Below are 26430 nucleotides of genomic sequence, written 5' to 3' on the forward strand. Positions count from 1 at the left end.
GTGGACGTATTCCGTATTAGAAGTTGATGCCGTTGTAGGTCAGGAAGGCATCGCCGGCGTTCGCCGGAGCAAGCTGGTTGACGATACAAACCACATTGCTGGCGGGGCTAGTCGTCACCGTCGCACCACCAACGTAGCGCTCGGTGGGGATCTTGGCATTCTGGAACCAGGTGACCGACTGACCAGGCTGCAGCGGCGCACTATCAGGCGCAGGGGTCAGCGTGCTACCAGCAATCACGTTGGGCGTGAAGGTCATGGTTGCCGTGGTGCTCACAGTACCGGCATTGCGGCACTGCACAGCGGTGAAGAAGCCAGCGTTGTTCGCCATCAGCAGAGGCAAGCTAGCACGTGTCGTTGCGGAGGCTGACGAAATACCCTCATACGAGGTGCCGAACTGGCCCGAGAGCTGGTTGACGACAACCACAATGGGCTGTGCCGACGTTACAACTGCCGACCCAACATAGCGATCAGCACCGTTGACAATGATCGCCCGGCTGGCGCCTGCGCCAAGGTTGAAGGTCTGATTCGTCAGGCTCGCCCCGCCTGAAATCGTGTTGGCACCAAAGGCAACCGTCACATCAGCCGCAGCCGAACCAATATTCTGGATCGAGATACCACTGAAGAAACCAGCGTTGGCCTGCTGCACGAGGGGCAGCACAACCTCAGTCGAACCTGCGGCGAAACCGCTGTAGGTCAACTGCGTGCGGAAGCCCGTTTTACCAACCTGATTGACAATCACAGCCAGAGGTTGGGCGCTCGTAATCTGGGCCGAACCAACAAACCGGTCACCAAGCTCGGTGAGCGTGGACTGATCGAAGACCAGCGACGCACCAGGGGCAATGGCAGCCGAGTTCACGGTATGAGCAGTGCCAGCATCACCAGGATTGAAGGACACCGTCACCGGCGCAGCTGCGGTACCCGCGTTCTGCACCGCGAACCAGGTATCGAAGCCTGCGTTGCCACGCTGAATCAACGGAAGGTTGACTGTCGTCGCGCCCTGCGTCAGGCCAGTCGCAGCCTCACTGTAGAAGGGAGCCCCAGCGACGCCGTTGTTGCCCAGGATGTTCAGGATCGCCGCCACAGGCTGGTCAGCCTCGATGACTGCCGAACCACTGAAGCCAGCGTTAACACTCGGGATCGGGAAATAGGTCTTGCTTGCACCCGCCGCAATCGACTCACCAAGAATGTTGGCAGCCGACGTGCCATCGGGGTTGATCAGGCGAATGTCAACTGTTGCCTGAGCAGTACCCAGGTTCTGCACCTGGAAACCAGTGCTCCACTGAATGCCCTGCTGAGCACTTACCGACCGAACTGGTGCAAGCACCAGCACCAGGGCCATCATCAGCCCTGTCACAAGAGCAATTGCTGTCACTTTGCGCAGCATACCGTACGTATCCTTTCGTTACCTACACACCATCAGCCATGATGCGAAACCTTATGACGTTCACTGTAGCATAGGCACCCACAACATAGCGATACCTCTTTAGAAGAGTCAACCCTAATCCATCTGGTTCCAATGCCGTGGATTCATCGCTAATACCCAACAAAAAGAGGAGTAACCCGAAAGTATTAGTGGCTTTTAGCGCTTGCTAAAGACGTATTTCCACTTCTGCCAGACCAGACCTCACAGGTCTGACAGACCTGTGAGGTCTAGGGTCGCAGATTATTTCTGAGCAAACTATTATGCTGGTGTACAGACAAAGACCAGCAGATCGCCAAGATTGATCGGTACCAAGGGCGCGATGATGCTGCGTACAAAGGTGTGTGGTCGTCGCAGCATCCACTGCCAGTCAGCGTTCGTGCGGGGCAGCGGGCGTTCGAGTACCACAACACGTTGCGTGCGCAGACCATGATCGGCTAACAAGCGCTGCCACGACCCACGTGAAGCATACCGCTGCAATGGCTGCCCATCATCAAAGACCTCACCGTGCCGCAAGACATGCCAGATGTTGCCAAACAAGCCAAAGGCGTTGGGCAACAAGACCACGGCAGTGCCGCCGGGGCGTAGCACCCGGGCCATTTCACGCACACCCTCTTCAGGAGCAAAATAGTGCTCGAGGCTGCCAATGTTGGTGACCAGATCAAACGCATGATCGGCAAATGGCAACCGCTGGGCATTCGAGGCGGCCAACGGAATCGCCGCCCCCCCGCGCGGATCAAGCTGATGCAGGGCTGCCACCGAGAAGTCAATGCCCATACCCTCATATCCAGCCCGCTGCGCAAAGCGCAGAAAATCGCCTTCACCACACGACACATCAAGCAAACGACCCGGCGGCGGCGAAGCGCGCCGTACCAGATCAAGAAACCAGAGATAGAGCGAGTCGCGTTGATGGAGACCACGGTCACGATAGATCGTATCATACGCCGCTTGTTCGGCTACTTCCGTCGGCGTGTGACGGATTTCAATGGGATACCACGACATACACACCTCAAACTCAGGCTCTACCAGCGTGAAAAAACCAGCGCCCAGAAGAGCTCATTCAGCGTAATCCATACGCGCATCAGCAAGGCGATGATCAAGGCAACAGAGAGCGGCACAATCAGGGTCAACAAGACGACCATGCTGAGATCACGAAAACTAAACCCGATCGGAATCAGAAAAGAGAGCGCCCCAACCAACCCGCTGGCAACCCAGATCTGAACCAGAACTGGTAACATTGACCACTCGATCAAATAGATCGAACGCACCAGGAAAAAGAGGATCAAGCCCCCGCTCAACCAGACAAGCATATGCAAGCCCACGACCAGCAGCGTGGCCGGTAAACCAAGAAACTGGGTCAGCGGTTCACGCTTCCAGCGCTTGAGAATCAGGTTCAACAGGCGCACCAGCAGCATCGGACGCACCGCCACCACAAGGCTCACCAGCGCCACCAGCGCCACTGGCAGCAAGGGGATGTTGCCATTCAGTAAGGGCGTCAAGGGAAAAAGCATCACAACAAGCAGACCACCCGAGGCGATCAAAAGAATCTGTTCCCAGAGCATCCCAAGCAGCGTCATCCGCCGCGCAACCCCGACCTGTTCGTAGAGCAGGACACGACTCGCGACAAACGGGGCAGGCGTAGGTAAGCGACGCGCCATCCACGAATAAAGAAAAAAGCGTCCATGGTCACGCCAGCCGACGCGCACATTGAGCGCCGACATCACGACGCCCCAGGCAATGACCGCCACAGCCAACGAGCCGGTGTAGGCCACACTGCTCAAACCCAGATAGACCGCATCAAATTGCCAGTCATAGGTTACGAGGGATCGCCAGTCACGCACAATCGTGATCAGGATGACCGCCAGAGCCGCAGCGAGCATCCCTCCTACAATAATTCGGCGTGACTGGGGCTTATCCCAGATGGTACGCCCACGTTGCCACAAGCTTGTTAGCATCATTTATACCGGTTGGGCGACGACCGTGATCACCGCGCCTTTGTGAAGTTTACGGTCAATCACCCAGAGTGGGGGCAAAAGCGCCGTGCGCACAAGAAGATTTTCCAGGGCACGCTGGGCAACTGGCTGCAGGATCTCGTTGCGTACATGTTGACGCAACCAGAAGCGCCAACTCAACATCATCACCTGGTACGTACTGCCCAAACAGATCAACTCGCGTACCTGAAAGCCAGCCTGATTGAGCATCTGCGTCAGCGTACGTTCATCAGGGATAAACATATGGCGCGGCTGATCGAGCCCGGCCCAGTAGCGGCCACATAAACGAGCATCCCAGGCCGAAAGGTTAGGTACACGGGCCACAAAGATGCCATCAGGTGCCAGGAGTTCGCGCACCCGTTGCAGGGTTGCCTGCGGCTGATACAGATGCTCGAGCACATCCCACATCGTGATCACATCAAAGGTCTGACCTTCCAAGGCAACCTCCTCGAGCGTACCCTGATGCACCGTAAGCCCAAAGAGTTCACGGGCCTGCCGCGCCGCGTCGACACTCAATTCAACCCCAACCGTCTGCCAGGCAGCGCTACCCGTACCAAGAAAGACGCCGGTGGCACAACCGACATCGAGAAGCCTGCGTTTGCCAGGGCGCGATGGCGCGTGACGTTCGACCAGATGCCACCGTTTTTTCAAGCCATAGAGGTGCAGCATGCCTTGCAGCAGGCTGGGGTTGGCCCAGGGTGGGGGAACAAAAGGATCATATTCAGGAGGATAGTAGAAGCTGATCTCGTTGGGATCGGGGCGCGGATTCTGATAGAGCAGGCCGCATGCGGCACATTCCACCAGGGTAAAGCTTCCAGGCAACCCCAACAACGCATCGGGCAGGGTATAGCGGTGACGAGCCTCAGTTGCACCACAGAGCAAGCATGCAGTCGTTTCCATCGTTGCCGGGCATCTCCTACTACCAATTACGCTTGAAGGTACCGCTTTGTCATGCTGAACGCAGCTCAGCATCTCTGCCGTCGAGAAGCCTGAGACCCTTCGCTTCACTCAGGGTGACAATGCGGCCTACTCAACGGTAACTGGTATAACGTGTTGTGTGAGGCGACCGCTTCATCCACCGCTTGCATTATACACGTTCATAATCGACTCATATGCGCGCTCGGCTGAAAAATGGCTGCATGCACGGGCACGAGCAGCCACAGACAGCGCGGCCCGTCTGGTCGGATCAGCCAAGAGACTGCTGATGGCCTCGACAAGGGCAGGCGTATCCCGTGGTGACACCAGCAGGCCACATGGGCCAATCACCTCGGGGAGCGAGCCGGCCCGCGTGGCAACAAGTGGCGTCCCACAGGCCAGCGCTTCGAGGGCGGGCAACCCGAAGCCTTCAAGCAATGAAGGCAAGACAACCAGATCCGCCAACGCATAGTAGACCGGCATCAAGGCATCGGGCACACTGCCAACTTCAACCACCCGGTTCCAGGCTCCTCCAGCAGCCTCAATGACCTTCTGCCGATAGGCCGCGTCCCACTGACCAACAATGACCAGGCGCACATCATCAGGCAGGGCATCCAGTCCGGCAACGAGATACTCTAGCCCTTTGCGCGGGTTGGAAAAGCCCACATAGAGCAAGACCCGACACCCTTGGAGCCCAAGTTGCTGACGCAAAGGCTCAACCCGGGCAACTGGCTGAGGAGCAAAATAGTCCGTATCAACACTCTCGGGGGTGAGGGCAATCGCACGTTCGGATAGGCCATAGTGGGTCACGAATTCCTGCCGTGTCGCCTCGCTGAGTGAGACCAAAGCACGGGCACGGTAGAGGGTTGGCCGTTCGAGCAGATGCATCGCCGTTGTATAGTACACCCGGCGAAAAGCGCGATTCGCCACCGACGAAGCATAGGGCTGACCATTATCAGCGGTAAGCCGCTGGTGAAAAGATTGCAGCAGACTCGCAACAAACGGTCCGCGGTAGGCCCAGGCAAAATGCACATCGAGAAAATGGACAAAATCAAACGGTTGCCGAGCGTGTTGCTGCGCGACATGCCGAGCAGCGTGCCACCCATAGCCAATCCAGTCGGAGCGGCCAATGGCAACCCGCTCAACCACCATGCCCGCCGTCACCGTCCGCGGCAGCGTCCCGGGGCGCCGTGCGGCCACCATAGTCACCTCGTGTCCACCAGCAACCAGCCGTTCAGCCAGCCGTTCAGCATAGACAGCGAGGCCCGACGACCGTACTGGAGCAACATCGAGGCTAATCAGACAGAGGCGCATGGACTTCCATCAAAATATCATTGAGCACAGCGCCAATTCGGGCAATGCTATAGCGCTCGATCAGGTGAGAATAGCCACCCCAGGCAATCTTCTCGCGTAACTCGCGATCATTGCGCAGGGTCAAAATCGCATCAACCAGCGACTGGGGATTCGCAAGTTCACACATATAGACATGCTCGCCATGAACAAAGATTTCGGCATTGGCGGCATTATTGCCAACAATCGTCGGTCGGGCCATCCCTAAAAACTGATAGGTCTTGGTGGCAATCACATTCTGGGCTTTGCTATTATCAGAAAAATGCCCACCCAGGCAAACTGACGCCTCGGCGATAGCCTCGGGCAGTTTGTGGTAGGGAACCCAGCCCATAAAGCCGATATTAGTGCATCCAAGTGACTCAGCCAGGGCGCGGATCTCACCAAACCGAAGACCCTCACCCGCGATTTGAAAGACAATCTCAGGCTCGTTTTCAAGCAATTTCGCGGCCTGAACAATATATTCAATGCCCTGCAACGGCAGAAATGAGCCATAATAAAAGACCTTGAAAGGGTGCTCGGCTGGCGCAGGGCGGGGAAAGAAGATCTCTTCGTCATATCCAAGGTAGAGTACCCGGAATAATTCGGGGGGTAAATGATACAACCGAGTAAAATACGCACAGTGGGCCTGAGTATCGAGAACAACGACATCGGCCATGCGACAAACCAGACGATCCATCAAAAAGATCATACGTCCGGCGAATGAATCAGGCTTGATCACACGACGATCAAGGCAAAGCGTGTTAAAAGTCGAGAGATACGCATCAAAAACAATAGGCTTCCGCGTACATAAACGCATCAGGAGGACAAGGAGGTAACCATAAAACCCTACAAAAACAATATCGTGAGGTTTACGATGCATTAATACCTTAAAAAAAAGCCGTACGTGACGTATGATATAATTCTTGCCACTATCAGTAATTGCAATCACCTCAGCATGCTGCTGAAGTGCTTTCAAAATAATCTGATTACGGACATATTCTGGCTCACGTCCACATACGAACAGTACTCGCATACATCCTCCTGCGACGGCCATTATAGCTCAGTTGCAGGGTAAAGGCAACGCTCGTGGCCTCACCCGCCGTCCCCGACCAACTTCTTCCGCTCTATGTGGTTGTGCTCAACTGGAATTTACCTGCGGATACAATCGCCTGCCTGCAGTCACTCCAAGCCGCTGCGCTGCCCGAGGTACATCTTCTGGTGGTAGACAATGGCTCAACTGATGATTCCCTGCACCAGATCCGGCATCACTTTCCCGATCAGGTAGAACTGGTGGCGTTGCCAGAAAACCGTGGGTTTGCCGGGGGGATGAACGCCGGCATTGAGGTAGCGTTGCGCGCCGGGGCGGGTTCGATCCTCTTGCTCAATAATGATACGGTTGTGGAATCTACCATGCTCGCGACGTTGCTGGGGGCAGCGCAACAACGGCCACAAGCCGGCATTCTCGGGCCGGCGATCTACTACTATGATGCGCCCGAACGCCTCTGGCAGATCGGCGCACGCCAGCATCCCCGCTTTCCCGTGCCCGTCAACCTGGGCCTACGCGAGATCCGTCGGACAGGAGGGCAACCCTTCCCTGCTGACTATGTGACCGGGTGTGCCATGCTTGTACGCCGCGAGGTCTTTGAGCACGTGGGCTTGCTCGATCCTACCTACGTCATGTACTTCGAGGACGCCGATTTCTGTCAACGGGCGCGCAAAGCCAGGTACGAGATCTGGTGCATCCCCGCCGCACGGATGTGGCATCGCGTCTCGCTCAGTGCCAACAAAGTCAAACCTGCTAGTCGGTATACCTTTGCCTGGGGACGCGGGCGCTTTTACCGTCGCTATCCCCATGGGCGCTCACCGACGTTGACCTTGAGCTATCTCTTGCTGAGCACCGCAGTGAAAGCTGGGGGCGATCTGCTTCGTGGCGACTGGCAGCCGGCACTCTGGCTGTGGCGAGGGATGCTCGATGGGTATCGGCTGCGCCCATTGCGTGGGCCAGTGCTTGGGGTGACGCATGAGTAGGGTTCTGCTCACGGCAGAAGCGGCTCGGTGGCGCGGCTCGGGACAAAGATTGTAAAGATGACCCGGTATTCGCCAACGGCGCCTGGGGGCGACGCATCGGCACCGGCGACAAAAAAGAGGCTGGTATTGAAAAGCACCAGATCACTCGCCTGGAACGCAATCTCGGGCATCGTATAGGTCGACCAGGCATCCGCAACCGGATTATACTGCCAGGCGGCCTGGGCATCGTCATCAAAGACAAGCAAGGTATTGATCACCGCCGCAAGTCCGGGCTTGGCAATGGCAATAGGCATCGGCGCTTTGCCTTCCCATCGACCGCCATTGTCGGCCCCGGGATCAAGGCGAAGCGTGTCACGCAAAGGGCCACTCGCGCCTTCGCCACCTACCAGATAGATCTGGCCAGCCAGGGTCGTTGCATTGGCATGCTGGCGACCTGAAGGCAAGGAGACACCCCGTGACCAGCTATCTTGCTCGGGATCATAGATGAACACGTCTTCAACAAGCCGCTGACCGTTCCATCCGCCAATCACGTAGATCCGACCTTCCCAGACCGTCAGCGCATAACGACTCCGTGGCTCAGGCAGCGAACTCAACACTTCCCATTGCTGCTCACGCGGGTTGTAGGCTTCAAGCACATTGCTGACCGCTCCGCCGACAGTTTCGCCACCGGGGACATAAATTTTACCCCGCAGCACGATAGCGTCTATTTCGGTTACTGCGGTTGGCTTATCGACCAGCGAAACCCAGAGGCCTGTCTGAGGATCGTATCGGTCGAGCAAGGCAAGCGGCTGATCGTCCTGCATCCCACCGATGGCATAGATGCGACCATCCACATCATAGGCTGCGAGCGCCAGGTTATGGCGTGGGCGGGGCAACGGCGCATGCGTAATCCAGCGTTCGTGTGAACCCTGCTGCATTGTTCCCGCCGAGCCAGGAAGATCAGTGGCAACCACAGGCGCCGACGGTTCTGCGATATTGCGCCCCGACCAGACCACAAAACCCACCAGGCCAAGCACAACCACTAGCACCAAGGTGCCTACCAGCACACCCAGATTCGTTGAGCGAGGGATCGTACGTGGGGCCGAGGCAACGCTGTTCGCCTCGGCCAGTTCATCAATAGGCGTAACTTGCGGACTGGTCACAGCAAAAACTGGGGTGACAGGGGCAAGATCTGGCTCTGACTCAAGACGAGGGGCATCAACTGGAGACGCAGGGTCAACCTCAAGCGGCGTAACCGTCGTGACTGGCTCGGCCAAGATTTGTGGCTGAGGCACATCCACCTCAAGCAGGAACTCTGGGGCATCACTATGCGTCGCCGAAACAAGCCCATTGCGAATCGCATAGACGGTTGCCTCGGTACGCGAGACGACCCCGATCTTGCCAAAAATGTTGCGCAGATGGACTTTGACCGTATTGATGCTAATATTCAGCTGCAGGGCGATCTGTTGATTGGTTGCCCCGGTTGCGACAAGACGCAAAATTTCGCGCTCACGCTCGCTAATCTGGATGTCGTTGGTCATGGTGCCATTCTATGTGCTGAGTCTATCCTCGTGATCATAGCATGAGCAGACATCGTGGGCAAGTTGTCAGCGCTGTCGGTTCTGGCGCAGCGTGTCAATCGTGACGAATTCAAGGCCCTTCAAAGTGAGGGCACTGAGGATGGCGTCGGTCAGCGTCGCGACCGAAGGGCCAGCCAGGGCTTCGTGCAACACGATCAATGCGCCAGCGTCGGCCTGCGCAACGACCTGGCGAATGCTCAGCGCTGCCGGTTGCATCCAGTGGACGGGCATAATGCTGCCGAGCACCGGCTGATAGCCCCACGTGCGAAAAGCCTGGATCAGCGAGGCACTGAAGTGACCAAAGGGAGGGCGCACACTCGTGATCGTCGCAGGGTCACGCCCGCTATACTTCGCCAGCAGATCGCGCGTCTCATCAAGCATCCCGTGCAAGGCCACCTGGTTTTCGAGCAGAAACGAGCGATGGCGGTAGCCGTGAACCATCAACTGATGGCCAGCGGCGGCGGCGGCCTGAACCAACTCGGGATGCGCTTTGACCCGTTCACCAAGCCATGAAAAGGTCGCAACAACCCGATGGCGTTGCAGCACCTCGAGCAGCGCCGGTGTATCCTCGGGATGCGGCCCATCATCATAACTCAGCGCTATTTGCAGGCGCGATTGGTCGCCCATCCACAAGATCTCGGGGAAATGACGATCAAGCAGCCGCGTCGCATCATTCAACGACGTGGCTGCATAGGTCTGAAACAGCTCGGCCCAGCCTGGCCTAACGCCTCTTTTGCTCATTGGCGTCGGGGAGAAAGATAGAAAGAAGGAACGAGACAATGCTCACCACGATCGACCCTAACAACGCCGCGAAGAAGCCATCAACAGTGAAACCTGCCCCAAAAAAACTTGAGGCGATCCACGCCGAGAAGCTAAAACAGATGGCATTGATCACCAGCGTAAAGAGCCCCAACGTCAACATGACAAGTGGACAAGAGAGGAGCGTCAGCAATGGTCGAATAAACGCATTGACCAGACCAAAAACCGCAGCCATGACCAGCACGGCAAACCAGCCATTCTGGTCGGTAATATTGATCCCGGGCACCGTCCAGGCCGCGACTACCAGCGATGCTGCCGTGATGAGCCAGCGCAACAAAAGTTGCATCTCTGCATCCTTTCTGTGAGCGAACTACGCCGCCAGCACATATCATACCGCAAAAGTGGGGAAGGTGTGTATAAGTTGTGTGTAACCTACGTTTCTTGATACCAACGGGGGCTTCGACAGGCTCAGCCTCCGTCCGTTCGCAACGACCATCGTCCGCCGTTCGCAACGACCGTGGAGCCGTTGCGCTCCGAGTATGAGATGTTGTTGCTTAGGAGCGCAGCGAAGCATCTGTGCCGTCTGAACGCCTGAGACCCTTCGCTCCGCTCAGGGTGACAAAATATCAGCAAACTTACTTCACAAACTATTCAGTATAATAGAGCCGAGAGGGAAGGAACTCTGTGATGACCGAGCGACAGCGCTTCAAAGACTCTTTTGATGAACAACTGGCTCACGATCTGGCGACACGCCTCAGCGTTGTTGCACCCACGTTTCCTGCGGAAGCGTTTGTGGCACAGATCGTCCCTCAGCTTGCGCCACTTGAATTAAAGGCTCGCGTAACGATTTTTGCCCAGGCCCTACGCGATCATCTTCCTAGAGATTATCCTACGGCGCTATCGCTCTTGCTGGCGACCCTCGGGCCACCCCATCGCGAAGATCAGGGTATGTTCAATGATGGTTGGTATCTGATGCCAGTGGCGGCTTTTATTGAACTGTATGGCCTGGATCATCTTGAGGCGTCGCTCGCTGCGATGCATGCGCTTACGCAGCGTCACACCGCTGAATTTGCCATTCGACCTTTTCTGGTGCGTTATCCTGATGCGGTGCTCGCAAAGCTGCATCAGTGGGCCACCGACGAGAGTTTCCATGTCCGTCGTCTCGTCAGCGAAGGAACCCGCCCGCGTCTACCGTGGGCCACCCGTCTCGATCAGTTTATCGTCGATCCGACACCTGTCCTCGACTTGCTTGAGCACCTCAAAGACGATCCTTCAGCCTACGTCCGCCGCTCGGTCGCCAATCATCTCAATGATCTTGCCAAAGATCACCCCGAACGCGTTGTGGCAACGCTCAGCCGTTGGCGCGAAGGTGCCGATACACAACGCCTCGCGTTGATTCGCCACGCCCTGCGCACCCTCGTCAAGCAAGGTCATCCCGAGGCGCTGCAGATCCTCGGGGCTGCCTCACCCGAAGTAAAGTTCATCGCGTTCACCGTGACGCCGACGACCGTGCCGCTTGGAGGCATCCTGCATCTTGCCGTGCAGATCGAAAGTACAAGTATCCGTCCACAGCAACTGGTCATTGATTATATCCTGCATCTAGTTGGCGCACGTGGCGAACGACGACGCAAAGTCTTCAAATGGGCCACACGCATCCTTGAACCAGGGGCGACCCTCACCCTGACTCGTAGGCACTCTTTTGCGCCAGTGTCGGTACGGCGCTATTATCCAGGAGCACATCAGATCGAACTGCAAGTCAATGGGGCAATCATTGGAGACGTCACATTTATGCTCGAGCAAGCATAAGGATGCAAACCAAACCTGATGCCAAAACCCATCCCTAATCTCGCCACTTCATCAACCCAGGTGGATCTGCGTTGGACGATGTTTGCGCTCTATGTCGCCGCAACGGTCGTCTTTTCAGACATGTATCTGACCCAGCCGATCCTCCCGTTGCTTGCCGAAGAATTTCAGGTCACGGCTTCGACCGCTGGGCTCACCATTTCGGCAGTTGTCGTCATGATTGCGCTTGGTTCAACAGCGTACGGGCCGTTGAGCGATATGATCGGACGCAAATCGGTGATGGTGGCAACATGCGCCCTCTTGAGTCTCCCGACGATGCTCGGGGCCTTTGCGACCAGTTTCGAGCAGATGCTCTTCTTTCGTGCGCTGCAAGGGCTCTGCATTCCCGGCTTAACGGCGGTAGCCGTAGCGTACCTGGGCGATCTCGTCGGGCCAGTCGCGCTGGGCAAAGTTGTCGGCGGATGGGTCGCAGCCAATGTTGCCGGCGGATTAGTGGGGCGTGTCGCAAGTGGCATCATTACCGATCTGGCCGGGTGGCGCGAAGTTTTCGTCATCTTTGCGCTGCTCACGATGGTCAGTGCCCTCCTGCTGGCCTTTTTGTTACCCGAGGATCGCGTGAGAGAGTCGGGAGGATGGGGGCAGGCCTACCGAGCAATGTTTGCCCACATCAATAACCCACAACTCTTCAGTGCCTTTATGATCGGTGGCGCACTCTTCTTCGGGTTTATTGGCACCTTTACATTTCTCCCCTTTTACCTGACCGGCGAACCATTCCTCCTCTCAACGACCATGGTCGCCTTTGCCTATGTCAGCTATCTAGCGGGTGTCCTAGTCTCACCCATCGCAGGGAGCCTCTCGAACCGCATTTCGCGGCGCACCCTGATTACGCTGGGTCTACTCATTGCGATGCTCGGGCTCAGCCTTACGCTGATCCCCGTCTTGCCATTGATCGCCGTCAGCCTCTTTATTTTGTGTACCGGCATGTTTACGGCGCAGGCGATCGCGCCGGCGCTCGTCAACACCCTGGCCAAACAAGCCAAAGGCGGGGCCGGGGCGCTCTACCTCGTCTTCTACTACATTGGGGGCACCCTAGGGGCAGTTGTGCCGGGGTTGGCCTGGCAAGCCTTCGGCTGGATAGGGGTTGTAGCGACCTGTCTGGCGGCCTTTGGGGTCGCCTTGATCGCCAATTGGCGCATCAAGATCTGAACACGTGTGGCAGGGCTGGTGCGATTCGAACGCACGACCATCCGCTTAGAAGGCGGGTGCTCTATCCCCTGAGCTACAGCCCCACATAGCTCGATTATAATACCACGGGTCTTATAATCAGTATCTACCTGGCAGATCGCTCAACGCAGGATGCAAACGGGTCGCGGCCAACCATGCCTCAATGCCAACCGAAGGTTGGATGCCCTGTTCGGTCACAATACCTGCCAAGGCATTAAGCGGGGTGCGGTCAAAATAGAGGTTTTCAACCTTGACCCCGGGCGCGGGATCATCCCACACTTGCTCGCCAGGCCAGCGTGCCTGAGGTGGCGGATGGTAGCCCGGAGGCAAGAATTTTTCGCTGCCACAGAGCGCATAGACGGGCACGCCACTCGCCCCTGCGGCCAGGGTCATCGCATACGTACCAACTTTATTCACCAGGCCCTGGGCATCAAGGAAGTCGGCCCCTACCAGCACAAGTTGCGCCTGGGCAGCAAAGATGACCGCCAGCGCATCAATAACAAGCGTCACAGGCAAGCCAATTTCAGCCAGTTCGGTCGCCAGGCTGCGCCCCTCACAGGCCGGACGGCCCTCAGCGCACACAACCTTGATACGGCGACCGGCGCGCTGGGCATGGCGCAGGGCGGCAGAAACCGTGGTACTGCGTCCATTCGTCACAATCTGACCCTCTTCGGGGATCAAGCGCAGGGCGGTCTCAGCAATAGCCGCCTCGTGGACATGCAAACGGCGCTTAAAATCATGGACGGTTTCGACAGCCCTGGCGCGAGCCTGTTGAACCTCATCGGTGGACGTCACGGCCCATAGGAGCGCATTGATCAAATTCACGAGAGGCGCCATCGTTGGATGGGCTTTGATCAATGTACCTCCAACATCAAGGACATTCTGTTCCAAGGCTGTGATCGTCGTTGACTGATCGTTGCGCATCAAACGAGAGAGCAACTCGGCACTCTTGTCAGCAATCTCAACCGCGCCCGAGATGTTATCATCGACAATCGTCGCCACTGCCTGTGCAGTAAACTTATCCACAACACCTTCCCTGTGTGAGCAACAATCTGATCGGATACAGCTACAGCACAAGAAGAACTTCAGTTTGACGAAACCATGCGTATTTTTACCATACCACAATTTTGTCGGTTGCACAGGGATAAAAAGCTAGCGGATTGTGTAAAGGTTGACAACAAAAGAGGAAGATTGGGTGTTGGGAAGATCATTAGAAAGGGGTGCGAAGGTTCAGCGCCGAGGCGATGATCTGCTCAAGCTGTTCAATCGTAAACGGTTTCGCGAGGAACCGATAGAGGCCCTCTTTGAACTCGGCATACGTCAGCGGACTCACGGTATCACCGGTCACAAAAATCATCCGCTCAGCAACCTGTGGATCAAGCTGACGTAAGGCAGCAAGCAACTCAAAGCCATTCATGACCGGCATTTTCACATCTGAGAGGATCAGATCAAACGTCTCGCGCTGGAAAACTTCGAGGGCTGCGGTACCACTGGTGACGGCAACGGCAGCATGGCCCAGATCTTCGAGCATGCGCGTCAACAACTCAACCACCGGCTCTTCATCATCAACTACCAGGATCTTGAGCGAAGGCTTCAGCAAGGCGGTCGGGCTAGGAGGAAGAGCGGGAAGAGCAGTGGGTTGCGCTACTTCCATCGTACGCACGGGAAGGGTAAGCTTGACCACCGTGCCCATACCCTCCTGGCTTTCGGCCCAAATATGGCCCTGGTGCTCCTGGATAATCCCAAAGCAGATCGACAGGCCCAAGCCGGTTCCCTGACCAATCGCTTTGGTCGTAAAAAAAGGGTTGAAGATTTTTTGGAGATATGGTTGAGAAATACCAATGCCAGTATCTTCAACTTCAAGCTGGATCACTGCTTCGCCATCGCTACGCATTTTCAACCTGGTACGCAACGTCAGCGTCCCCGGACTGACCTTTTCGAGCATCGCGTGGCGAGCATTGGTGATCAGATTGAGGAGTACCTGTTGCAACTGGTGGGGATCGGCGACGGTCTCGGGAAGGTTTGGATCAAGCTCAAGGGCCACCGAAATAGTATCAACCTTGAGTTGATACTGTTGCAAAGCGAGGGCACTCTCCACGACCGCATTGAGCGCAACCATCGAGCGTTCGGGTTTGTGTTCACGGGCAAAAATCAACAGATTGCGCACAATTTTGGCCGCCCGTTCAGACTGCGTGCGAATATGCTCAACATCCTGGCGTATCTGATGAGGCAACGCGGGATCGCGCAACAAGAGTTGACTATAGCCACTGACACTGGTGAGTGGATTATTCAACTCGTGAGCCACACCAGCCACGAGTTGACCAATCGCCGAGAGTTTTTCCGACTGGATCAACTGTTGTTCAAGATGGCGGCGTTCGGTGAGATTACGGGCAATGCAGTGCAACCCCTTGATCCCGTGCCCATTCATGATCACCTGGGTTGAAACCTCCAGGTAAATCGATTCATTATTGGTTGCGACCAATTCAAGCTCAAAGGGTTGGCCGGGCTGGCCCTCAAGCCGGGCCTTAAGCGAAGGCCAAGCCTCATGCCACGACTCTGGGGTCGCAAATGACTGCAAGGATCGTCCGAGTAAAGCGTCGCACGACATACCGATCAGTTCTTCACCGACCTTATTGATACTCGTCAGGCATACATCGCGATCAAGCAAAAAGATCATGTCATACGCATTGGCAAAGAGATCGCGATAGCGCTGTTCCGAGTGTTTCACCTCTTCATAGAGACGGGCATTCTCAATAGCGATGGCCGCATAATCAGCCAGGGTCGCCAGGAGATACTGATCATTCTCAGAAAACGTCCGATCAGCTTGCCGGTTATCAACGGCAAGAACCCCAATCACCTGATCGCCCACCATCAACGGAACTTGCAGAATAGCGCGCACAAGAAACCCGGTTTTGACCTTGAGCGCAAAGCCTGCGCGGGCTTGATCAAGACGGATCGGCTTACCCGTCCGGACGACCTGACCAGCGAGGGTATCACCGACCGGCATCCGCAAGCGTTGGGCCCGCTGATCGCCGAGGTTCTTGGCGGCACGCAGGTAGAGTTCTTGATGTTCGGGATCATACAGAAGCAGGAAGCCCTCTTCGGCCTGCGTAATGTAGACACCAGCTTCCACAATCCGTTCAAGCAACTGCTCAAGATCCATCAGCCCAGTCACTGACTTGCCAATGCGATAGAGCACGGTCAATTCCTGCACACGTTGCTGTAGCGAAACGGTCAGGCGATCTTTATCACGACGGAGGCGACGCTCACGCAGGGCCTGATCAATGGCTACCCGAGCTTCGGTATCAGAAAAGGGTTTGATCAGATAGTTGCGTGCCCCAAGCCGAAAGGCTTCGACCGCAATATTCTCTGAGCCGTGTGCGGTCATCAAGATAACCGGCACATCATAGCCCTCTTGCGCGATCAAACGCAACAGATCGAGCCCGCTGATATCAGGCAATTGCAGATCGAGCAGGATCAGATCCGGCAAGCGCATACGCAACTGCTGGAGACCTTGACGACCTGTGTGCGCCACAATCGAACGAAAACCCAGTTCGGGCAAGACATATTTTGCCAGCAAGTCAGTAATCTGCTCACTGTCATCAATAATCAGAATTTCTTCCATAAGGCGCTTGTGCTCAAAACCTGGGTCAAGACCCTCGCGAGTTGCCGATCTGAGGAGTCAATTGTACACTACTGTCAGCGTCAGCAGCAAGATAAAACCTCATAAGAATGGCTGAGAGATATGATACCTGAACAAGCAGGAGCGACCGTCCTTGTGCTCGGTGATATCAACGCAGATCTTAGCTTTATTGTGCCATCATTTCCTGATGAGGGTGGTGATATTTCGGCTGAACGTCTGCGCTGGCACAGTGGCGGAACCGGTTTGAATAGTGCGATTGCGTTCAGCCGTCTTGGGGCACAGGTCGCCTTACTTGGACGGATAGGCCATGATCCGGCGGCTGAAGTCGTGCAAGCGACCGCACGCAAAGCGGGCCTCGATCTGCGCTGGGTGCAAACCGACAGCGAGGTTGCCACCGGCCTCTGTGGGGTGATTATCTCGCCGGGAGGGCAGCGCACCTTTGTTAGTTTTCGCGGGGCTAATCTGCGTTATCAAGGCGAGGCCTTGCCAACACATCTGCTTGATACATGCGGCTTGCTCTTTCTTTGTGCTCATGCCCTGTTGGAAGGTTCGCAGCAATATGCGGCCCTGAAACTGGCCCAACTGGCTGTTGAGCGCGCTCTTCCCGTGGCCCTCGATCTCTGCCTACCGGCGATTCGGCTGGCTCGTGACCTTCTCTTCGCCATGCTGCCCCAGCTCTGGTTGTTGACGATGAACGAGGACGAACTACGGGCGCTCTTGCCCGGTATGAGCCTCCAGCAAGCGCTGGATCACCTGTTGCAACACGGCGTAGCGCACGTTGTGATCAAACGAGGTGCCCAGGGATGCAGCATTGCCGAGAGGAGCGGGCGGCTCGATGTGTTGCCGCCGGCGATCAAGGTTGTTGACACGAATGGGTGCGGTGATGCCTTTGCGGCTGCGTATGCCTGGGCCTATCTGCGCGGAGCCGAGATGCGCGAGTGTGCAACCCTGGCAAACACCATGGGGGCGCTGACGGCAACCCGTTCAGGGGCTGCTGATGCTATTCCGACTCGCTCGGAATTAGCCATGCGTCTCACCTATGGTCTGCACTATCTGCTGGCCCCGGTCTCCTCTGGAATCTAACGACAAAGGAACGTGCGCTATGGCTCCATACTGGAAAGAACGCCTTGACGCCCTGCGGATCACCCATTTGGGTGAGGTTTTTACGACCCCACGACCGGTCATTGGTATGGTTCACTGTTGGCCCCTGCCAGGGGCGCCTGGTTATCGCGGCTATGGCATGGCAACGATTATTGAACATGCCGTGCGTGATGCCACCGCGCTGGCCGAAGGCGGTTGTCACGGGTTGATTGTGGAAAACATGTGGGATATTCCCTTTCGCGCTGGCCCCCATGTGCAACCCGAAAGCATTGCGGCCCATGCGGTGGTTGCGCGTGCCGTGCGTGAAGCAGTTCCCGAGTTGCCCCTCGGCATTAACCTGGTGCATAACGGTGGCGTCGCATTGCTCGCGATTGCCATCGCGGCCGGGGCCGATTTCATCCGTGTCTGTATGTTTACTGGGGCGGGGGTCTGGGACGCCGGCTCGTGGGACGAAGGGTGTGCGGCGGATCTCTTGCGCCGACGCACCGAGCTCGAGGCCGAGTCGATCAAGATCTTTGCCGATGTGGATAAAAAACATTCGGTGCGTTTTCCAGGGATTGATCTGGCAACCCATATTGAATGGACACGCTTTTTTGGGGCCGATGCGCTGATTGTCTCAGGACGCATGACGGGTGATGCGCCTGATCTCGCCAAGCTCCGTGAGGCACGACAATGTGCGGGGACAACGCCCATTTTGCTAGGTTCAGGCACTGACGAACAGAATATTGGTGCCTTTATGGAGATCGCGGATGGGGTCATTGTGGGCAGCAGCATCAAAGCAGAGGGAGCGATCGCTAATCCTGTTGATGTAGAGCGTGTTCGTCGTTTTGTTGAGGCCACCCGCTGATCACCCCGCAGCCGCGTGGTACAATAAGGACATTGGGCATCAAAGAAGATGCCACTAACTGGTGTCGAACCTACTCAGTGACGAGGAGCATGCAACCAATGGTGTTTGAAACGTTGCCAGACACGACCGAGAATTTGTTTACGATAGCCCAGCGTCAATTTGATCGTGCGGCCGATCTGCTTGACCTGCCCGCTGGCTTACGCGGCATTTTGCGCGTCCCCCAGCGCGAACTGAGCGTCAACTTTCCGGTCAAACTCGATGATGGCACGACCCGCATGTTCACAGGGTATCGTGTCCAGCACAACCTGTCGCGTGGGCCAACCAAGGGCGGCATCCGTTATCATCCGTCGCTTACGCTCGATGAAGTGCGTGCGCTGGCAATGTGGATGTCGTGGAAATGTGCGGTGACGCATCTGCCCTATGGCGGGGCCAAAGGCGGCGTGATCGTTGATCCAAAGCAGTTTTCGCAGCATGAAATCGAGCGCCTGACCCGACGGTATGCCAGCGAGATCAGTCTGGTGATTGGCCCTGATCGTGATATTCCCGCCCCTGATGTCAACACAAACCCACAGATTATGGCCTGGATTATGGATACGATCTCGATGCACCAGGGCTATACCGTCCCCGCGATTGTCACAGGCAAGCCGCTCACAATAGGTGGCTCTGAGGGCCGTCACGAAGCAACCGCACGCGGTCTCGTCTATATCTTGATTGAGGCAGTCGCACACGCGGGGATGAACCTTGCCCAAACCAGGGTCGCCATCCAGGGTTTTGGCAACGCCGGTGCAAGCATCGCCCGTATGCTGCATGCACTTGGTGCGACTATCGTCGCTGTGAGTGATAGCCAGGGAGGGGTCTATCATCCACGTGGGCTTGATCCTGCTGCTGTTGCCTTGCACAAAGAAGCAACCGGCAGTGTCGTCGACTATCCCGAGGGCGACCAGATCAGCAATGCGACCCTGATCGAGCTTGATTGCGATATTCTCATTCCTGCGGCCCTGGCGCAGAGCATTAATAGTGCCCGGGCACCCCATGTGCGCGCCCGCATTGTTGCCGAAGCAGCCAATGGCCCGACCACCCCTGAAGCCGATGAGATCCTCTTTGACCAGGGGGTTATGGTTGTGCCTGATATTCTGGCCGGGGCTGGAGGGGTGACGGTAAGCTATTTTGAATGGGTGCAGGGGCTCCAGTCATTCTTCTGGTCTGAGCGTGAAGTGAATGCGCAACTCGAACGGGTGATGCAGCGCTCGTTCCACCAGGTTGTCCAGATGGCCCAACAGCATCAGATATCGCTGCGGACCGCTGCCGGTGCGCTTGCGGTACGCCGCGTCGCCGATGCCGTTGCAACCCGGGGAATCTATCCGTAGGCACCGGGCATTGCCGTTTGATCTGGTGGGTGGCAACAAAAAAGCCAGCTAAGCTGGCTTTTTTGTTGCCACCCAGACCCGTTTTCTCATCCTGTTCTTATGCAAACTTAAATTGCTGCTCAGGCTGCTGGTGCATACTGAAACCAATCAAAACAGAAATAAAGCTTAAGGTAGGTGGCTTATGGAACAATCATATAGGACAAATCCGCTGCTACTCCTGGTGATGCTCTTGCTTGGTCTCTTTATTGGCATTGGTGGTGGTGCGGTTGCTGGTGGTTTTACGGCCCTTATGGTCAGTCGACAACAGGCTACCGCCAGCACAATGCTGGCTCAGCCGGTACGCGCCGACCTCGCAACGACAGAACTCGCTACGCAACCGACCGTTCAGGCCGAACGTAGCGCGCCAAATACGACGCTTAGTCCTGCGGTCGCTGCGGTGCAACAAGTAGGCCCTGCAGTCGTGACGGTGCTCAACCGTAGTGCCACTGGTATGGGCAGTGGTAGTGGGGTGATTGTGAGTGAAGATGGTTACATCATCACCAACAACCACGTTATTCAAGGGGCGACACAGCTTGCCGTCGTCTTTGCTGATAGCAGCCGCCGCGAAGCTGAATTAATTGGTGCCGATGCGCTCAACGATATTGCGATTATTCGGGTCAACGGCGATATGCCGGCGGTAGCCAAGATTGGCGACGCAGCAGCCCTGCAACCCGGCGAGCAAGTGCTGGCGATCGGCAGCCCCCTGGGCAACTTCCGCAACACAGTTACGTCTGGGGTGGTGAGTGCGCTCAATCGTTCGGTTGGCTCGATGGAGGGTTTGATTCAGACGGATGCCGCCATCAACAGTGGCAACAGTGGTGGGCCGTTGATCAACCTCAATGGCGAAGTAGTTGGCATTAACACCCTTGTTGTCCGGAGTGACTTTGATTTCGGGTCAAGTGCGCCGGTCGAAGGCCTCGGGTTTGCTGTGCCAAGTACGATCTTTCGTAGTGTGATGGATCAGCTGATCACGACGGGCGAAGTGCGTTATCCGTTTCTCGGCGTACGTTATCTTCCCATTGATGGCAATGTGGCCGCCGAGTTTGAATTGCCTGTGCAAAATGGTGCCTTCATCCAGAGCGGGCTTCGTGGGCAGGCCGCAGTCGAGCCTGGCAGTGCCGCAGACCGTGCAGGCATCCGTGAGGGCGACATTATTACCGCCATTGACAGCGTACGCATCGACTACAACACCTCGTTGCGCCAGTTACTGCTGCGCCACACGCCTGGTGAGACCGTCAAGGTCACGGTCTTGCGTGATGGAACCGAAATCACGCTTGACGTTGTCCTAGGCGAACGACCTACCGTACGTTGACGTTCAGGCTGCCGCTTCCAAGGGTTTCACCTGTCCTGAGGAGGACAACCTGATGACACCCCCGCCCGGGCGGGGGTGCTACACCAAAAAACCAGAGGACGTTGCCCTCTGGTTTGTGGTATCATACATATGAAGAATCACCAAGACCAAGGAGTAGGATGTGACCTTGATGCTGCTGATCCGGCACGGCACCAATGATTGGGTGCATGGTCGGCTGGCGGGCTGGACGCCCGGGGTGCATTTGAATGACGAGGGTAAACGCCAAGCCGTTGCCCTGAGTGAGCGACTTGGTGATCTGCCCATTGTCGCATGCTATACCAGTCCCCTTGAACGTTGCGTTGAGACCGCAACCGCCCTGGCTCAGCCGCGTGGCTTGCCTCTACGCCTGGTTGAAGGGATTGGCGAAGTACGCTATGGTGAATGGCAAGGTGCCGAACTGAAAGAGTTGTACAAACACGAGTTGTGGCCGGGGGTACAGTACTATCCTAGTGGTACCCGCTTTCCCAACGGCGAATCAATTGGCGAAGCGCAGATGCGCATGGTGCAGGCCCTTGATGGGTTGCGTGCTCAGCATCCCAAAGAGATCATTGCCGTTTGTTCCCATGCTGATTTGATTAAGCTCGCAATTGCCTATTACGTTGGCATACATATTGATCTCTTTCAGCGCCTGATCATCAATCCATGTTCACTGAATGCCATTGCCTTTGAACCAATGGGACCACGCCTGCTTGCACTCAATGATACTGGTTCGCTTGAACATCTACGACCAAAACCTGTCCCGCCGCCTGAGCCATCGGCATCTGGTGATGCCAATGACTCAGCCCCAGCTGTAGAGCAGGAGCATGTCTGAATTTACGTATGACCTGGACGCCGTACAGCGTATTACCGCAGGGGCAGTAGGCCCTCGTGGACAACGTGTCTTTTACGTGCAGGCCCGCCGTGGGGCACGCTTGATTACCCTGGCTACCGAGAAGGAGCAGGTGCGTGCCCTGGCCGAGGCTATTTCGCGTTTACTTGATACGCTTGCCGAAAAAAATCCACGCCTCACGACATCGGACGATCTCTTTGTCGCCGATATGAGCCTTGAAGAGCCGCTTGAACCAGAATTCCGGGTGGCGCAGATGGGCCTTGGCTATGATGCCGAGCGGGATCTCGTGATATTGCTGGTGCAAGGGCTTGAAGGCGATGACGAGAGCGAGCCCCCAACGGCACGATTATCGGCATCACGCCCTCAGATGCGCGCCCTTGCGATCCACGCAGCCCAGGTGGTCGCCGCAGGACGCCCTATTTGTGGCAATTGTGGGCGCCCAATCGATCCCGTCGGACATTTCTGCCCCCAACGTAACGGTCACGGCCCCGTCATGACCACACAGTAGGCAGTTACCTATGGACAAAGAGATGCAACCACAAGAAGTTAGCGTTGCCCGCGTGCTTGAGGCACTTGCTTCAGGACAGCTTGAGGTTGCCGCTTCGATGCCGTATAGTAGCAACTATACCCTGCTTGCAACCATACAATACGATGGTCTCGAGTTACTCGGAATCTACAAACCAAAACGCGGTGAGCGCCCGCTCTGGGATTTCCCACGCGGAACCCTCTATAAACGTGAGGCCGCTGCCTATGTAATCTCTGAGGGCCTCGGCTTCGGGCTTGTGCCCCCAACCGTCGTGCGTGATGGGCCGTATGGCGTGGGTACACTGCAACTCTTTATTTCCAATGATGAAGAGGCGCATCTCTTCACCATGCTCAAAGAGGGTGGCTATGACGCGACCATCCGTCGGCTCTGTGCCTTCGATTGTCTGGTAAATAATGCCGATCGTAAGAGTGGACACTGCCTCAAAGGTTCGGATCGACGGCTCTGGGCAATTGATCATGGCCTCTGTTTTCATGTCGAGCCAAAACTGCGCACGGTGATCTGGGATTTTGTTGGTGAACCCTTGCCGCCTGATGTGCTCGATGGCTTGTGTCGCCTGCGTAGCCGCTTTGAGGCTGAGGATGATGTAGTTGCCGTCCTTGATGGTCTGCTCGACAAGGGTGAGATGCGCGCCTTGCGCCGTCGCCTAGATCGTTTGATCACCACTGGCGTCTTTCCAGCCCCTGGCCCTGGCCCTAACGTGCCCTGGCCCCCTGTCTAGACACCATGCTTTGCAAAGAAGGTTGACGCAAGGGCGCAAGGGCGCAAAGCTAGGGATTATGCTCAATTCTAGCGATCATCGTTTGCTCCAGCGCGAATATCTGCTCCAGATTAGCCGGGCGATGACCGCACAGCTCGATCTGCTGAGTGTGCTCTCGTTGACGATTGGCTATGCCGTCGAGATGACGGCGGGAACATCGGGCCTCATTGCCCTCTATGATGAAGAGGCCGGTGATGAGTTGCGCATCCGGGCCTCGTCAGGCTTGCCGCGGAATGAATGGCCGGCCTTTGCCCGCCTCTTGACGCTGCCGCCGTCTGAGCTTGGACGCCGTGGCGACATGCTCCTGCGCGAAGTGGCGGCTGATACTGGTTTGACCCTGCGCCAGATGATTGCGTTGCCTCTGACTCTCCGCGATACGCCCGTCGGGGTGATCTATGTCTTCCGGGCGGCACTCAATGTGGCTTTCTCGGCTGATGATCGGCAGGTGCTGCAGGATTTTGCCGACCAAGCGGCGATTGCCGTTTCGAATGCGCGCCTCTATCAGAGTGTCCTGCGCGAGAAGCAACGCCTCGATGCCATGATCGAACAGTCGGCTGATGGGGTGATGATTATTGATAGCCGCTGGCGCATTACGACGTTTAATAAGGCGATGGAAACTTTGACAGGCTGGAGTCGCGAAGAGGCGCTCGGGCGCCCCTGTGCCGAGGTGCTCGCAATTGAAAATGGGCAGGGTATCAATATCTGTCTCACTGATTGCCCCCTCCAACGCTTGCCCTTTGCGACAAATCCTGTGGTCGAGGGGCGTATGTTTACCCGTGATGGCCGGTCACTGTTTGTGCAGAGCCGCTATGCGCCGCAACGCAGTAGTCAGGGTCAGTTTCTCGGGGCAATTGCCAATATCCGTGACATTACCGCGCAGAAGCAAGACGAAGAGTTGCAGAGTACGTTCATTTCGGTGATTTCACACGAGTTGAAAACCCCGGTGAGCATTATTAAAGGCTATGCTGGAACCCTGCGACGCGACGATGCCACCTTCAGTGCGCAACAGTACCGCGATGGCCTGGCCGTGATCGAGGAAGAGGCGGATCGCCTTGCTCGTCAGATCCAGGATCTCCTGGATGTGTCGCGTTTGATGGCCGATGGGACGCGGCTTGAGATAGCAGATTTCCCGTTGCCGATCCTTGCCAGCGATGTGGTGCGGAGCTTTGCCCCTACGGCTGGCGAACAGTTCGAGTTCGAGTTGCGGTTTCCCGAGGATATGCCGCCGGTGCAGGGGGATTATGAGCGCATCCGCCAGGTGCTCGCCAATCTGGTCTCGAATGCAGTCAAATACAGCCCCGAAGGGGGCATGATCCGCATTGGCGGATGGCCCGATGGGAACCACGCCATCTGCTATGTAAGCGACCAGGGGGTCGGCATTGCCCCAGAAGAGCAAGAAGCGATTTTTCGCCGTTTCTACCGGATTGATACGCGCCTCCGGCGTGAAACCCAGGGCTCGGGGCTGGGGCTTTTTCTCACCCGTGCGATTATCGAGGCCCACGGTGGTCGCATCTGGGTCGAGAGCCAAATTGGCAAAGGTTCGCGCTTTAGCTTTACGTTGCCCCTCGGACGCCGTAAGTTAGCCGACGAAGCTACGCCGCAATAACGAAGAGCGAGAGATGTTTCAACAGGCAACGTTGACGCTGCTCGGCTTTGTTCTGCTGGGCGCCCTCATCTTTGGGCAAACGAGTCTGGCCCTCTTGACGGGCATGCTGCTCGTGACGGCCGGGTTGGCCCGCATCTGGAGTCGCTGGGCGCTGGTGCGGGTTGCGTATGAACGCCAACTGAGCCAGACCCGCGCTTTTCCGGGCGATGAGCTTACGTTGACGATCAAGGTCACGAATCGCAAACTTTTGCCCCTCGCTCGCTTGCAGGTGGACGATGAATTACCGGGTAACCTGCAGATCGAAGGTGGCACAGAGCCACGACGCCTGGGGCGCAGCAATCTGTTGCAGCGCCGCACGAGCCTGCGCTGGTACGAAAGCATCGTCTGGCGTTACCGTATCCGCCTGCGTGCCCGTGGTGCCTATCGCCTCGGGCCGGTGCAACTGCGCAGCGGCGACCCCTTTGGACTCTATGATTGCGATGCAACCCTTGAGGTCTTTACGCCGCTGCTCGTCTATCCTCGTTTCTTGCCTGTCGAAGAACTTGGGTTGCCCGCACGCAACCCGCTCGGCGATCTCCGCGCACCCTCGCTGTTGCGTGACCCGCTGCGTACCATAGGCGTACGTGACTATAGCCCGACCGATCCGCTGAAAGATGTCCACTGGGCGGCAACCGCCCGTACCGGGAAACTCCAGAGTCGCGTCTATGAACCCGCAACGTCGCGAACCCTGGTCATCTTTCTCGATCTCGACACCTTTGAATTCTACTATGAAGGCATTGATCCTGAACAGGTCGAGCGCATGATCAGTGCGGCCGCGACGGTGGCGCGCCTCGGGCTAGAAGCCCGCGATCCCGTTGGCCTCTATGTCAATGGCATGCCCGCCGAGCACGAACATCTGGCGCACCTGCCCCCCGGACGGAGCCCCGCCCAGTTTGGCTTGATGATGGAGACCTTGGCGCGTCTGACAACCTACTCAGTGATGCCGATTGGTCGCCTGCTCAACCTCAGCGCAACCGAACTCCCTCTGGGGGCAACCGTGCTTCTGATTGGCTGTGTCAACAGTGAAGGCACCCGTGCCGCGCTCCTGCGCCTGCGCACGCATGGCTACCAGGTGACCTGGCTCTATATGGGCACAGGGCAAGCCCCTGTGGTACCAGGGGTAAAGATTGTGACAGGGCGTAGCCACAGCGCTGCTGTGGCTACGCCCTGAGTGAGCGCCACGGAATGGGTCGCCTCCGGCTGGGGATTTGGGGCCTGCGGCCCCAAGAAGCATGCGTGTGCTGGCGCAAACGGCCAGCTTCGCTGGCCGTTTGCG

The 26430-nt window shown here is 56.8% G+C and carries 23 protein-coding genes and 1 tRNA gene; 12 read left to right on the forward strand and 12 right to left on the reverse strand.

Going from position 1 to position 26430, the window contains the following annotated elements; genetic code table 11:
- Positions 1 to 16: 16 nt before the first annotated feature.
- The 6 genes from A9Q02_RS11920 to A9Q02_RS11945 form a co-directional block, all read right to left on the reverse strand.
- Entirely contained in the window at positions 17 to 1384 is a 1368-nt protein-coding gene (locus A9Q02_RS11920; protein ID WP_097653300.1) for a hypothetical protein, read from the reverse strand.
- A 297-nt stretch (positions 1385 to 1681) separates the two neighbouring features.
- The gene (locus A9Q02_RS11925; protein ID WP_097653301.1) at positions 1682 to 2422 is read right to left on the reverse strand and encodes a class I SAM-dependent methyltransferase; all 741 of its coding nucleotides are present in this window, start codon (positions 2420 to 2422) and stop codon (positions 1682 to 1684) included.
- Positions 2423 to 2442: 20 nt separating this feature from the next.
- Complete coding sequence (locus A9Q02_RS11930; protein WP_097653302.1) at positions 2443 to 3378, reverse strand: hypothetical protein; 936 nt, start codon at positions 3376 to 3378, stop codon at positions 2443 to 2445.
- Positions 3379 to 4311, reverse strand: a complete 933-nt coding sequence (locus A9Q02_RS11935) for a class I SAM-dependent methyltransferase (protein ID WP_172450907.1) — start codon at positions 4309 to 4311, stop codon at positions 3379 to 3381.
- A gap of 171 nt (positions 4312 to 4482) precedes the next feature.
- A complete protein-coding gene (locus A9Q02_RS11940) occupies positions 4483 to 5640 on the reverse strand; it encodes a glycosyltransferase family 4 protein (protein ID WP_097653304.1) in 1158 nt (385 codons plus the stop codon).
- On the reverse strand, positions 5621 to 6688 hold the full coding sequence (locus A9Q02_RS11945) for a glycosyltransferase (protein WP_172450908.1): 1068 nt from the start codon (positions 6686 to 6688) through the stop codon (positions 5621 to 5623). The genes A9Q02_RS11940 and A9Q02_RS11945 overlap by 20 nt, the downstream gene beginning before the upstream one ends.
- A 53-nt stretch (positions 6689 to 6741) precedes the next feature.
- Between A9Q02_RS11945 and A9Q02_RS11950 the strand changes: the two genes are divergently transcribed.
- Entirely contained in the window at positions 6742 to 7683 is a 942-nt protein-coding gene (locus A9Q02_RS11950; protein WP_097653306.1) for a glycosyltransferase family 2 protein, read from the forward strand.
- An 8-nt stretch (positions 7684 to 7691) separates the two neighbouring features.
- Here the strand turns inward: A9Q02_RS11950 and A9Q02_RS11955 are convergent, their stop codons facing one another.
- From A9Q02_RS11955 to A9Q02_RS11965, 3 genes are all read right to left on the reverse strand, one after another.
- Positions 7692 to 9203 carry a helix-turn-helix domain-containing protein gene (locus A9Q02_RS11955; RefSeq protein WP_097653307.1) on the reverse strand — a complete coding sequence of 504 codons (1512 nt, stop codon included), beginning with the start codon at positions 9201 to 9203 and terminating at the stop codon, positions 7692 to 7694.
- A gap of 66 nt (positions 9204 to 9269) precedes the next feature.
- The gene (locus A9Q02_RS11960; protein ID WP_172450910.1) at positions 9270 to 9920 is read right to left on the reverse strand and encodes a polysaccharide deacetylase family protein; all 651 of its coding nucleotides are present in this window, start codon (positions 9918 to 9920) and stop codon (positions 9270 to 9272) included.
- Positions 9921 to 9963: 43 nt separating this feature from the next.
- A complete protein-coding gene (locus A9Q02_RS11965; RefSeq protein ID WP_097653309.1) occupies positions 9964 to 10347 on the reverse strand; it encodes a phage holin family protein in 384 nt (127 codons plus the stop codon).
- Between the two features lie 341 nt (positions 10348 to 10688).
- Between A9Q02_RS11965 and A9Q02_RS11970 the strand changes: the two genes are divergently transcribed.
- A complete protein-coding gene (locus tag A9Q02_RS11970) occupies positions 10689 to 11807 on the forward strand; it encodes a DNA alkylation repair protein (protein ID WP_097653310.1) in 1119 nt (372 codons plus the stop codon).
- Positions 11808 to 11825: 18 nt separating this feature from the next.
- Positions 11826 to 13010: an MFS transporter gene (locus A9Q02_RS11975; RefSeq protein ID WP_097653311.1), complete on the forward strand. Its 1185-nt coding sequence runs from the start codon at positions 11826 to 11828 to the stop codon at positions 13008 to 13010.
- 7 nt (positions 13011 to 13017) lie between these two features.
- Here the strand turns inward: A9Q02_RS11975 and A9Q02_RS11980 are convergent.
- From A9Q02_RS11980 to A9Q02_RS11990, 3 genes are all read right to left on the reverse strand, one after another.
- Positions 13018 to 13093 (reverse strand) — tRNA-Arg (locus A9Q02_RS11980).
- A gap of 34 nt (positions 13094 to 13127) precedes the next feature.
- On the reverse strand, positions 13128 to 14054 hold the full coding sequence (locus A9Q02_RS11985) for an eIF2B alpha/beta/delta subunit family protein (protein WP_097653312.1): 927 nt from the start codon (positions 14052 to 14054) through the stop codon (positions 13128 to 13130).
- 184 nt (positions 14055 to 14238) lie between these two features.
- On the reverse strand, positions 14239 to 16653 hold the full coding sequence (locus A9Q02_RS11990; protein WP_097653313.1) for a response regulator: 2415 nt from the start codon (positions 16651 to 16653) through the stop codon (positions 14239 to 14241).
- Positions 16654 to 16773: 120 nt separating this feature from the next.
- On the opposite strand from A9Q02_RS11990, the gene A9Q02_RS11995 reads away from it, so the two are divergent.
- From A9Q02_RS11995 to A9Q02_RS12035, 9 genes are all read left to right on the forward strand, one after another.
- Positions 16774 to 17754, forward strand: a complete 981-nt coding sequence (locus A9Q02_RS11995) for a carbohydrate kinase family protein (RefSeq protein ID WP_097653314.1) — start codon at positions 16774 to 16776, stop codon at positions 17752 to 17754.
- Positions 17755 to 17773: 19 nt separating this feature from the next.
- Positions 17774 to 18619, forward strand: a complete 846-nt coding sequence (locus tag A9Q02_RS12000; protein ID WP_097653315.1) for a BtpA/SgcQ family protein — start codon at positions 17774 to 17776, stop codon at positions 18617 to 18619.
- 98 nt (positions 18620 to 18717) lie between these two features.
- Positions 18718 to 19986: a Glu/Leu/Phe/Val family dehydrogenase gene (locus tag A9Q02_RS12005; protein WP_097653316.1), complete on the forward strand. Its 1269-nt coding sequence runs from the start codon at positions 18718 to 18720 to the stop codon at positions 19984 to 19986.
- A gap of 181 nt (positions 19987 to 20167) precedes the next feature.
- Positions 20168 to 21337 carry a S1C family serine protease gene (locus A9Q02_RS12010; RefSeq protein WP_097653317.1) on the forward strand — a complete coding sequence of 390 codons (1170 nt, stop codon included), beginning with the start codon at positions 20168 to 20170 and terminating at the stop codon, positions 21335 to 21337.
- A gap of 169 nt (positions 21338 to 21506) precedes the next feature.
- A complete protein-coding gene (locus A9Q02_RS12015; protein ID WP_097653337.1) occupies positions 21507 to 22187 on the forward strand; it encodes an MSMEG_4193 family putative phosphomutase in 681 nt (226 codons plus the stop codon).
- On the forward strand, positions 22180 to 22713 hold the full coding sequence (locus tag A9Q02_RS12020; protein ID WP_097653318.1) for a DUF3090 family protein: 534 nt from the start codon (positions 22180 to 22182) through the stop codon (positions 22711 to 22713). The genes A9Q02_RS12015 and A9Q02_RS12020 overlap by 8 nt, the downstream gene beginning before the upstream one ends.
- Before the next feature lie 22 nt (positions 22714 to 22735).
- The gene (locus A9Q02_RS12025; RefSeq protein ID WP_097653338.1) at positions 22736 to 23470 is read left to right on the forward strand and encodes an SCO1664 family protein; all 735 of its coding nucleotides are present in this window, start codon (positions 22736 to 22738) and stop codon (positions 23468 to 23470) included.
- 58 nt (positions 23471 to 23528) lie between these two features.
- A complete protein-coding gene (locus A9Q02_RS12030) occupies positions 23529 to 25115 on the forward strand; it encodes an ATP-binding protein (protein WP_097653319.1) in 1587 nt (528 codons plus the stop codon).
- A gap of 13 nt (positions 25116 to 25128) precedes the next feature.
- On the forward strand, positions 25129 to 26325 hold the full coding sequence (locus A9Q02_RS12035; RefSeq protein ID WP_097653320.1) for a DUF58 domain-containing protein: 1197 nt from the start codon (positions 25129 to 25131) through the stop codon (positions 26323 to 26325).
- Positions 26326 to 26430 lie beyond the last annotated feature (105 nt).

The organism is Candidatus Chloroploca asiatica, assembly GCF_002532075.1.
GTDB lineage: Bacteria > Chloroflexota > Chloroflexia > Chloroflexales > Chloroflexaceae > Chloroploca > Chloroploca asiatica.

Coding starts and splice junctions, on each gene's coding strand:
- A9Q02_RS11955 (WP_097653307.1), bottom strand. CDS start 9,203: ATGACCAACGACATCCAGATTAGCGAGCGTGAGCGCGAAATTTTGCGT.
- A9Q02_RS11935 (WP_172450907.1), bottom strand. CDS start 4,311: ATGGAAACGACTGCATGCTTGCTCTGTGGTGCAACTGAGGCTCGTCAC.
- A9Q02_RS12035 (WP_097653320.1), top strand. CDS start 25,129: ATGTTTCAACAGGCAACGTTGACGCTGCTCGGCTTTGTTCTGCTGGGC.
- A9Q02_RS12010 (WP_097653317.1), top strand. CDS start 20,168: ATGGAACAATCATATAGGACAAATCCGCTGCTACTCCTGGTGATGCTC.
- A9Q02_RS12005 (WP_097653316.1), top strand. CDS start 18,718: ATGGTGTTTGAAACGTTGCCAGACACGACCGAGAATTTGTTTACGATA.
- A9Q02_RS11965 (WP_097653309.1), bottom strand. CDS start 10,347: ATGCAACTTTTGTTGCGCTGGCTCATCACGGCAGCATCGCTGGTAGTC.
- A9Q02_RS12025 (WP_097653338.1), top strand. CDS start 22,736: ATGCAACCACAAGAAGTTAGCGTTGCCCGCGTGCTTGAGGCACTTGCT.
- A9Q02_RS11990 (WP_097653313.1), bottom strand. CDS start 16,653: ATGGAAGAAATTCTGATTATTGATGACAGTGAGCAGATTACTGACTTG.
- A9Q02_RS12030 (WP_097653319.1), top strand. CDS start 23,529: ATGCTCAATTCTAGCGATCATCGTTTGCTCCAGCGCGAATATCTGCTC.
- A9Q02_RS11940 (WP_097653304.1), bottom strand. CDS start 5,640: ATGCGCCTCTGTCTGATTAGCCTCGATGTTGCTCCAGTACGGTCGTCG.
- A9Q02_RS12000 (WP_097653315.1), top strand. CDS start 17,774: ATGGCTCCATACTGGAAAGAACGCCTTGACGCCCTGCGGATCACCCAT.
- A9Q02_RS11925 (WP_097653301.1), bottom strand. CDS start 2,422: ATGTCGTGGTATCCCATTGAAATCCGTCACACGCCGACGGAAGTAGCC.
- A9Q02_RS11920 (WP_097653300.1), bottom strand. CDS start 1,384: ATGCTGCGCAAAGTGACAGCAATTGCTCTTGTGACAGGGCTGATGATG.
- A9Q02_RS11970 (WP_097653310.1), top strand. CDS start 10,689: ATGACCGAGCGACAGCGCTTCAAAGACTCTTTTGATGAACAACTGGCT.
- A9Q02_RS12020 (WP_097653318.1), top strand. CDS start 22,180: ATGTCTGAATTTACGTATGACCTGGACGCCGTACAGCGTATTACCGCA.
- A9Q02_RS11995 (WP_097653314.1), top strand. CDS start 16,774: ATGATACCTGAACAAGCAGGAGCGACCGTCCTTGTGCTCGGTGATATC.
- A9Q02_RS11975 (WP_097653311.1), top strand. CDS start 11,826: ATGCCAAAACCCATCCCTAATCTCGCCACTTCATCAACCCAGGTGGAT.
- A9Q02_RS11945 (WP_172450908.1), bottom strand. CDS start 6,688: ATGCGAGTACTGTTCGTATGTGGACGTGAGCCAGAATATGTCCGTAAT.
- A9Q02_RS12015 (WP_097653337.1), top strand. CDS start 21,507: ATGCTGCTGATCCGGCACGGCACCAATGATTGGGTGCATGGTCGGCTG.
- A9Q02_RS11930 (WP_097653302.1), bottom strand. CDS start 3,378: ATGATGCTAACAAGCTTGTGGCAACGTGGGCGTACCATCTGGGATAAG.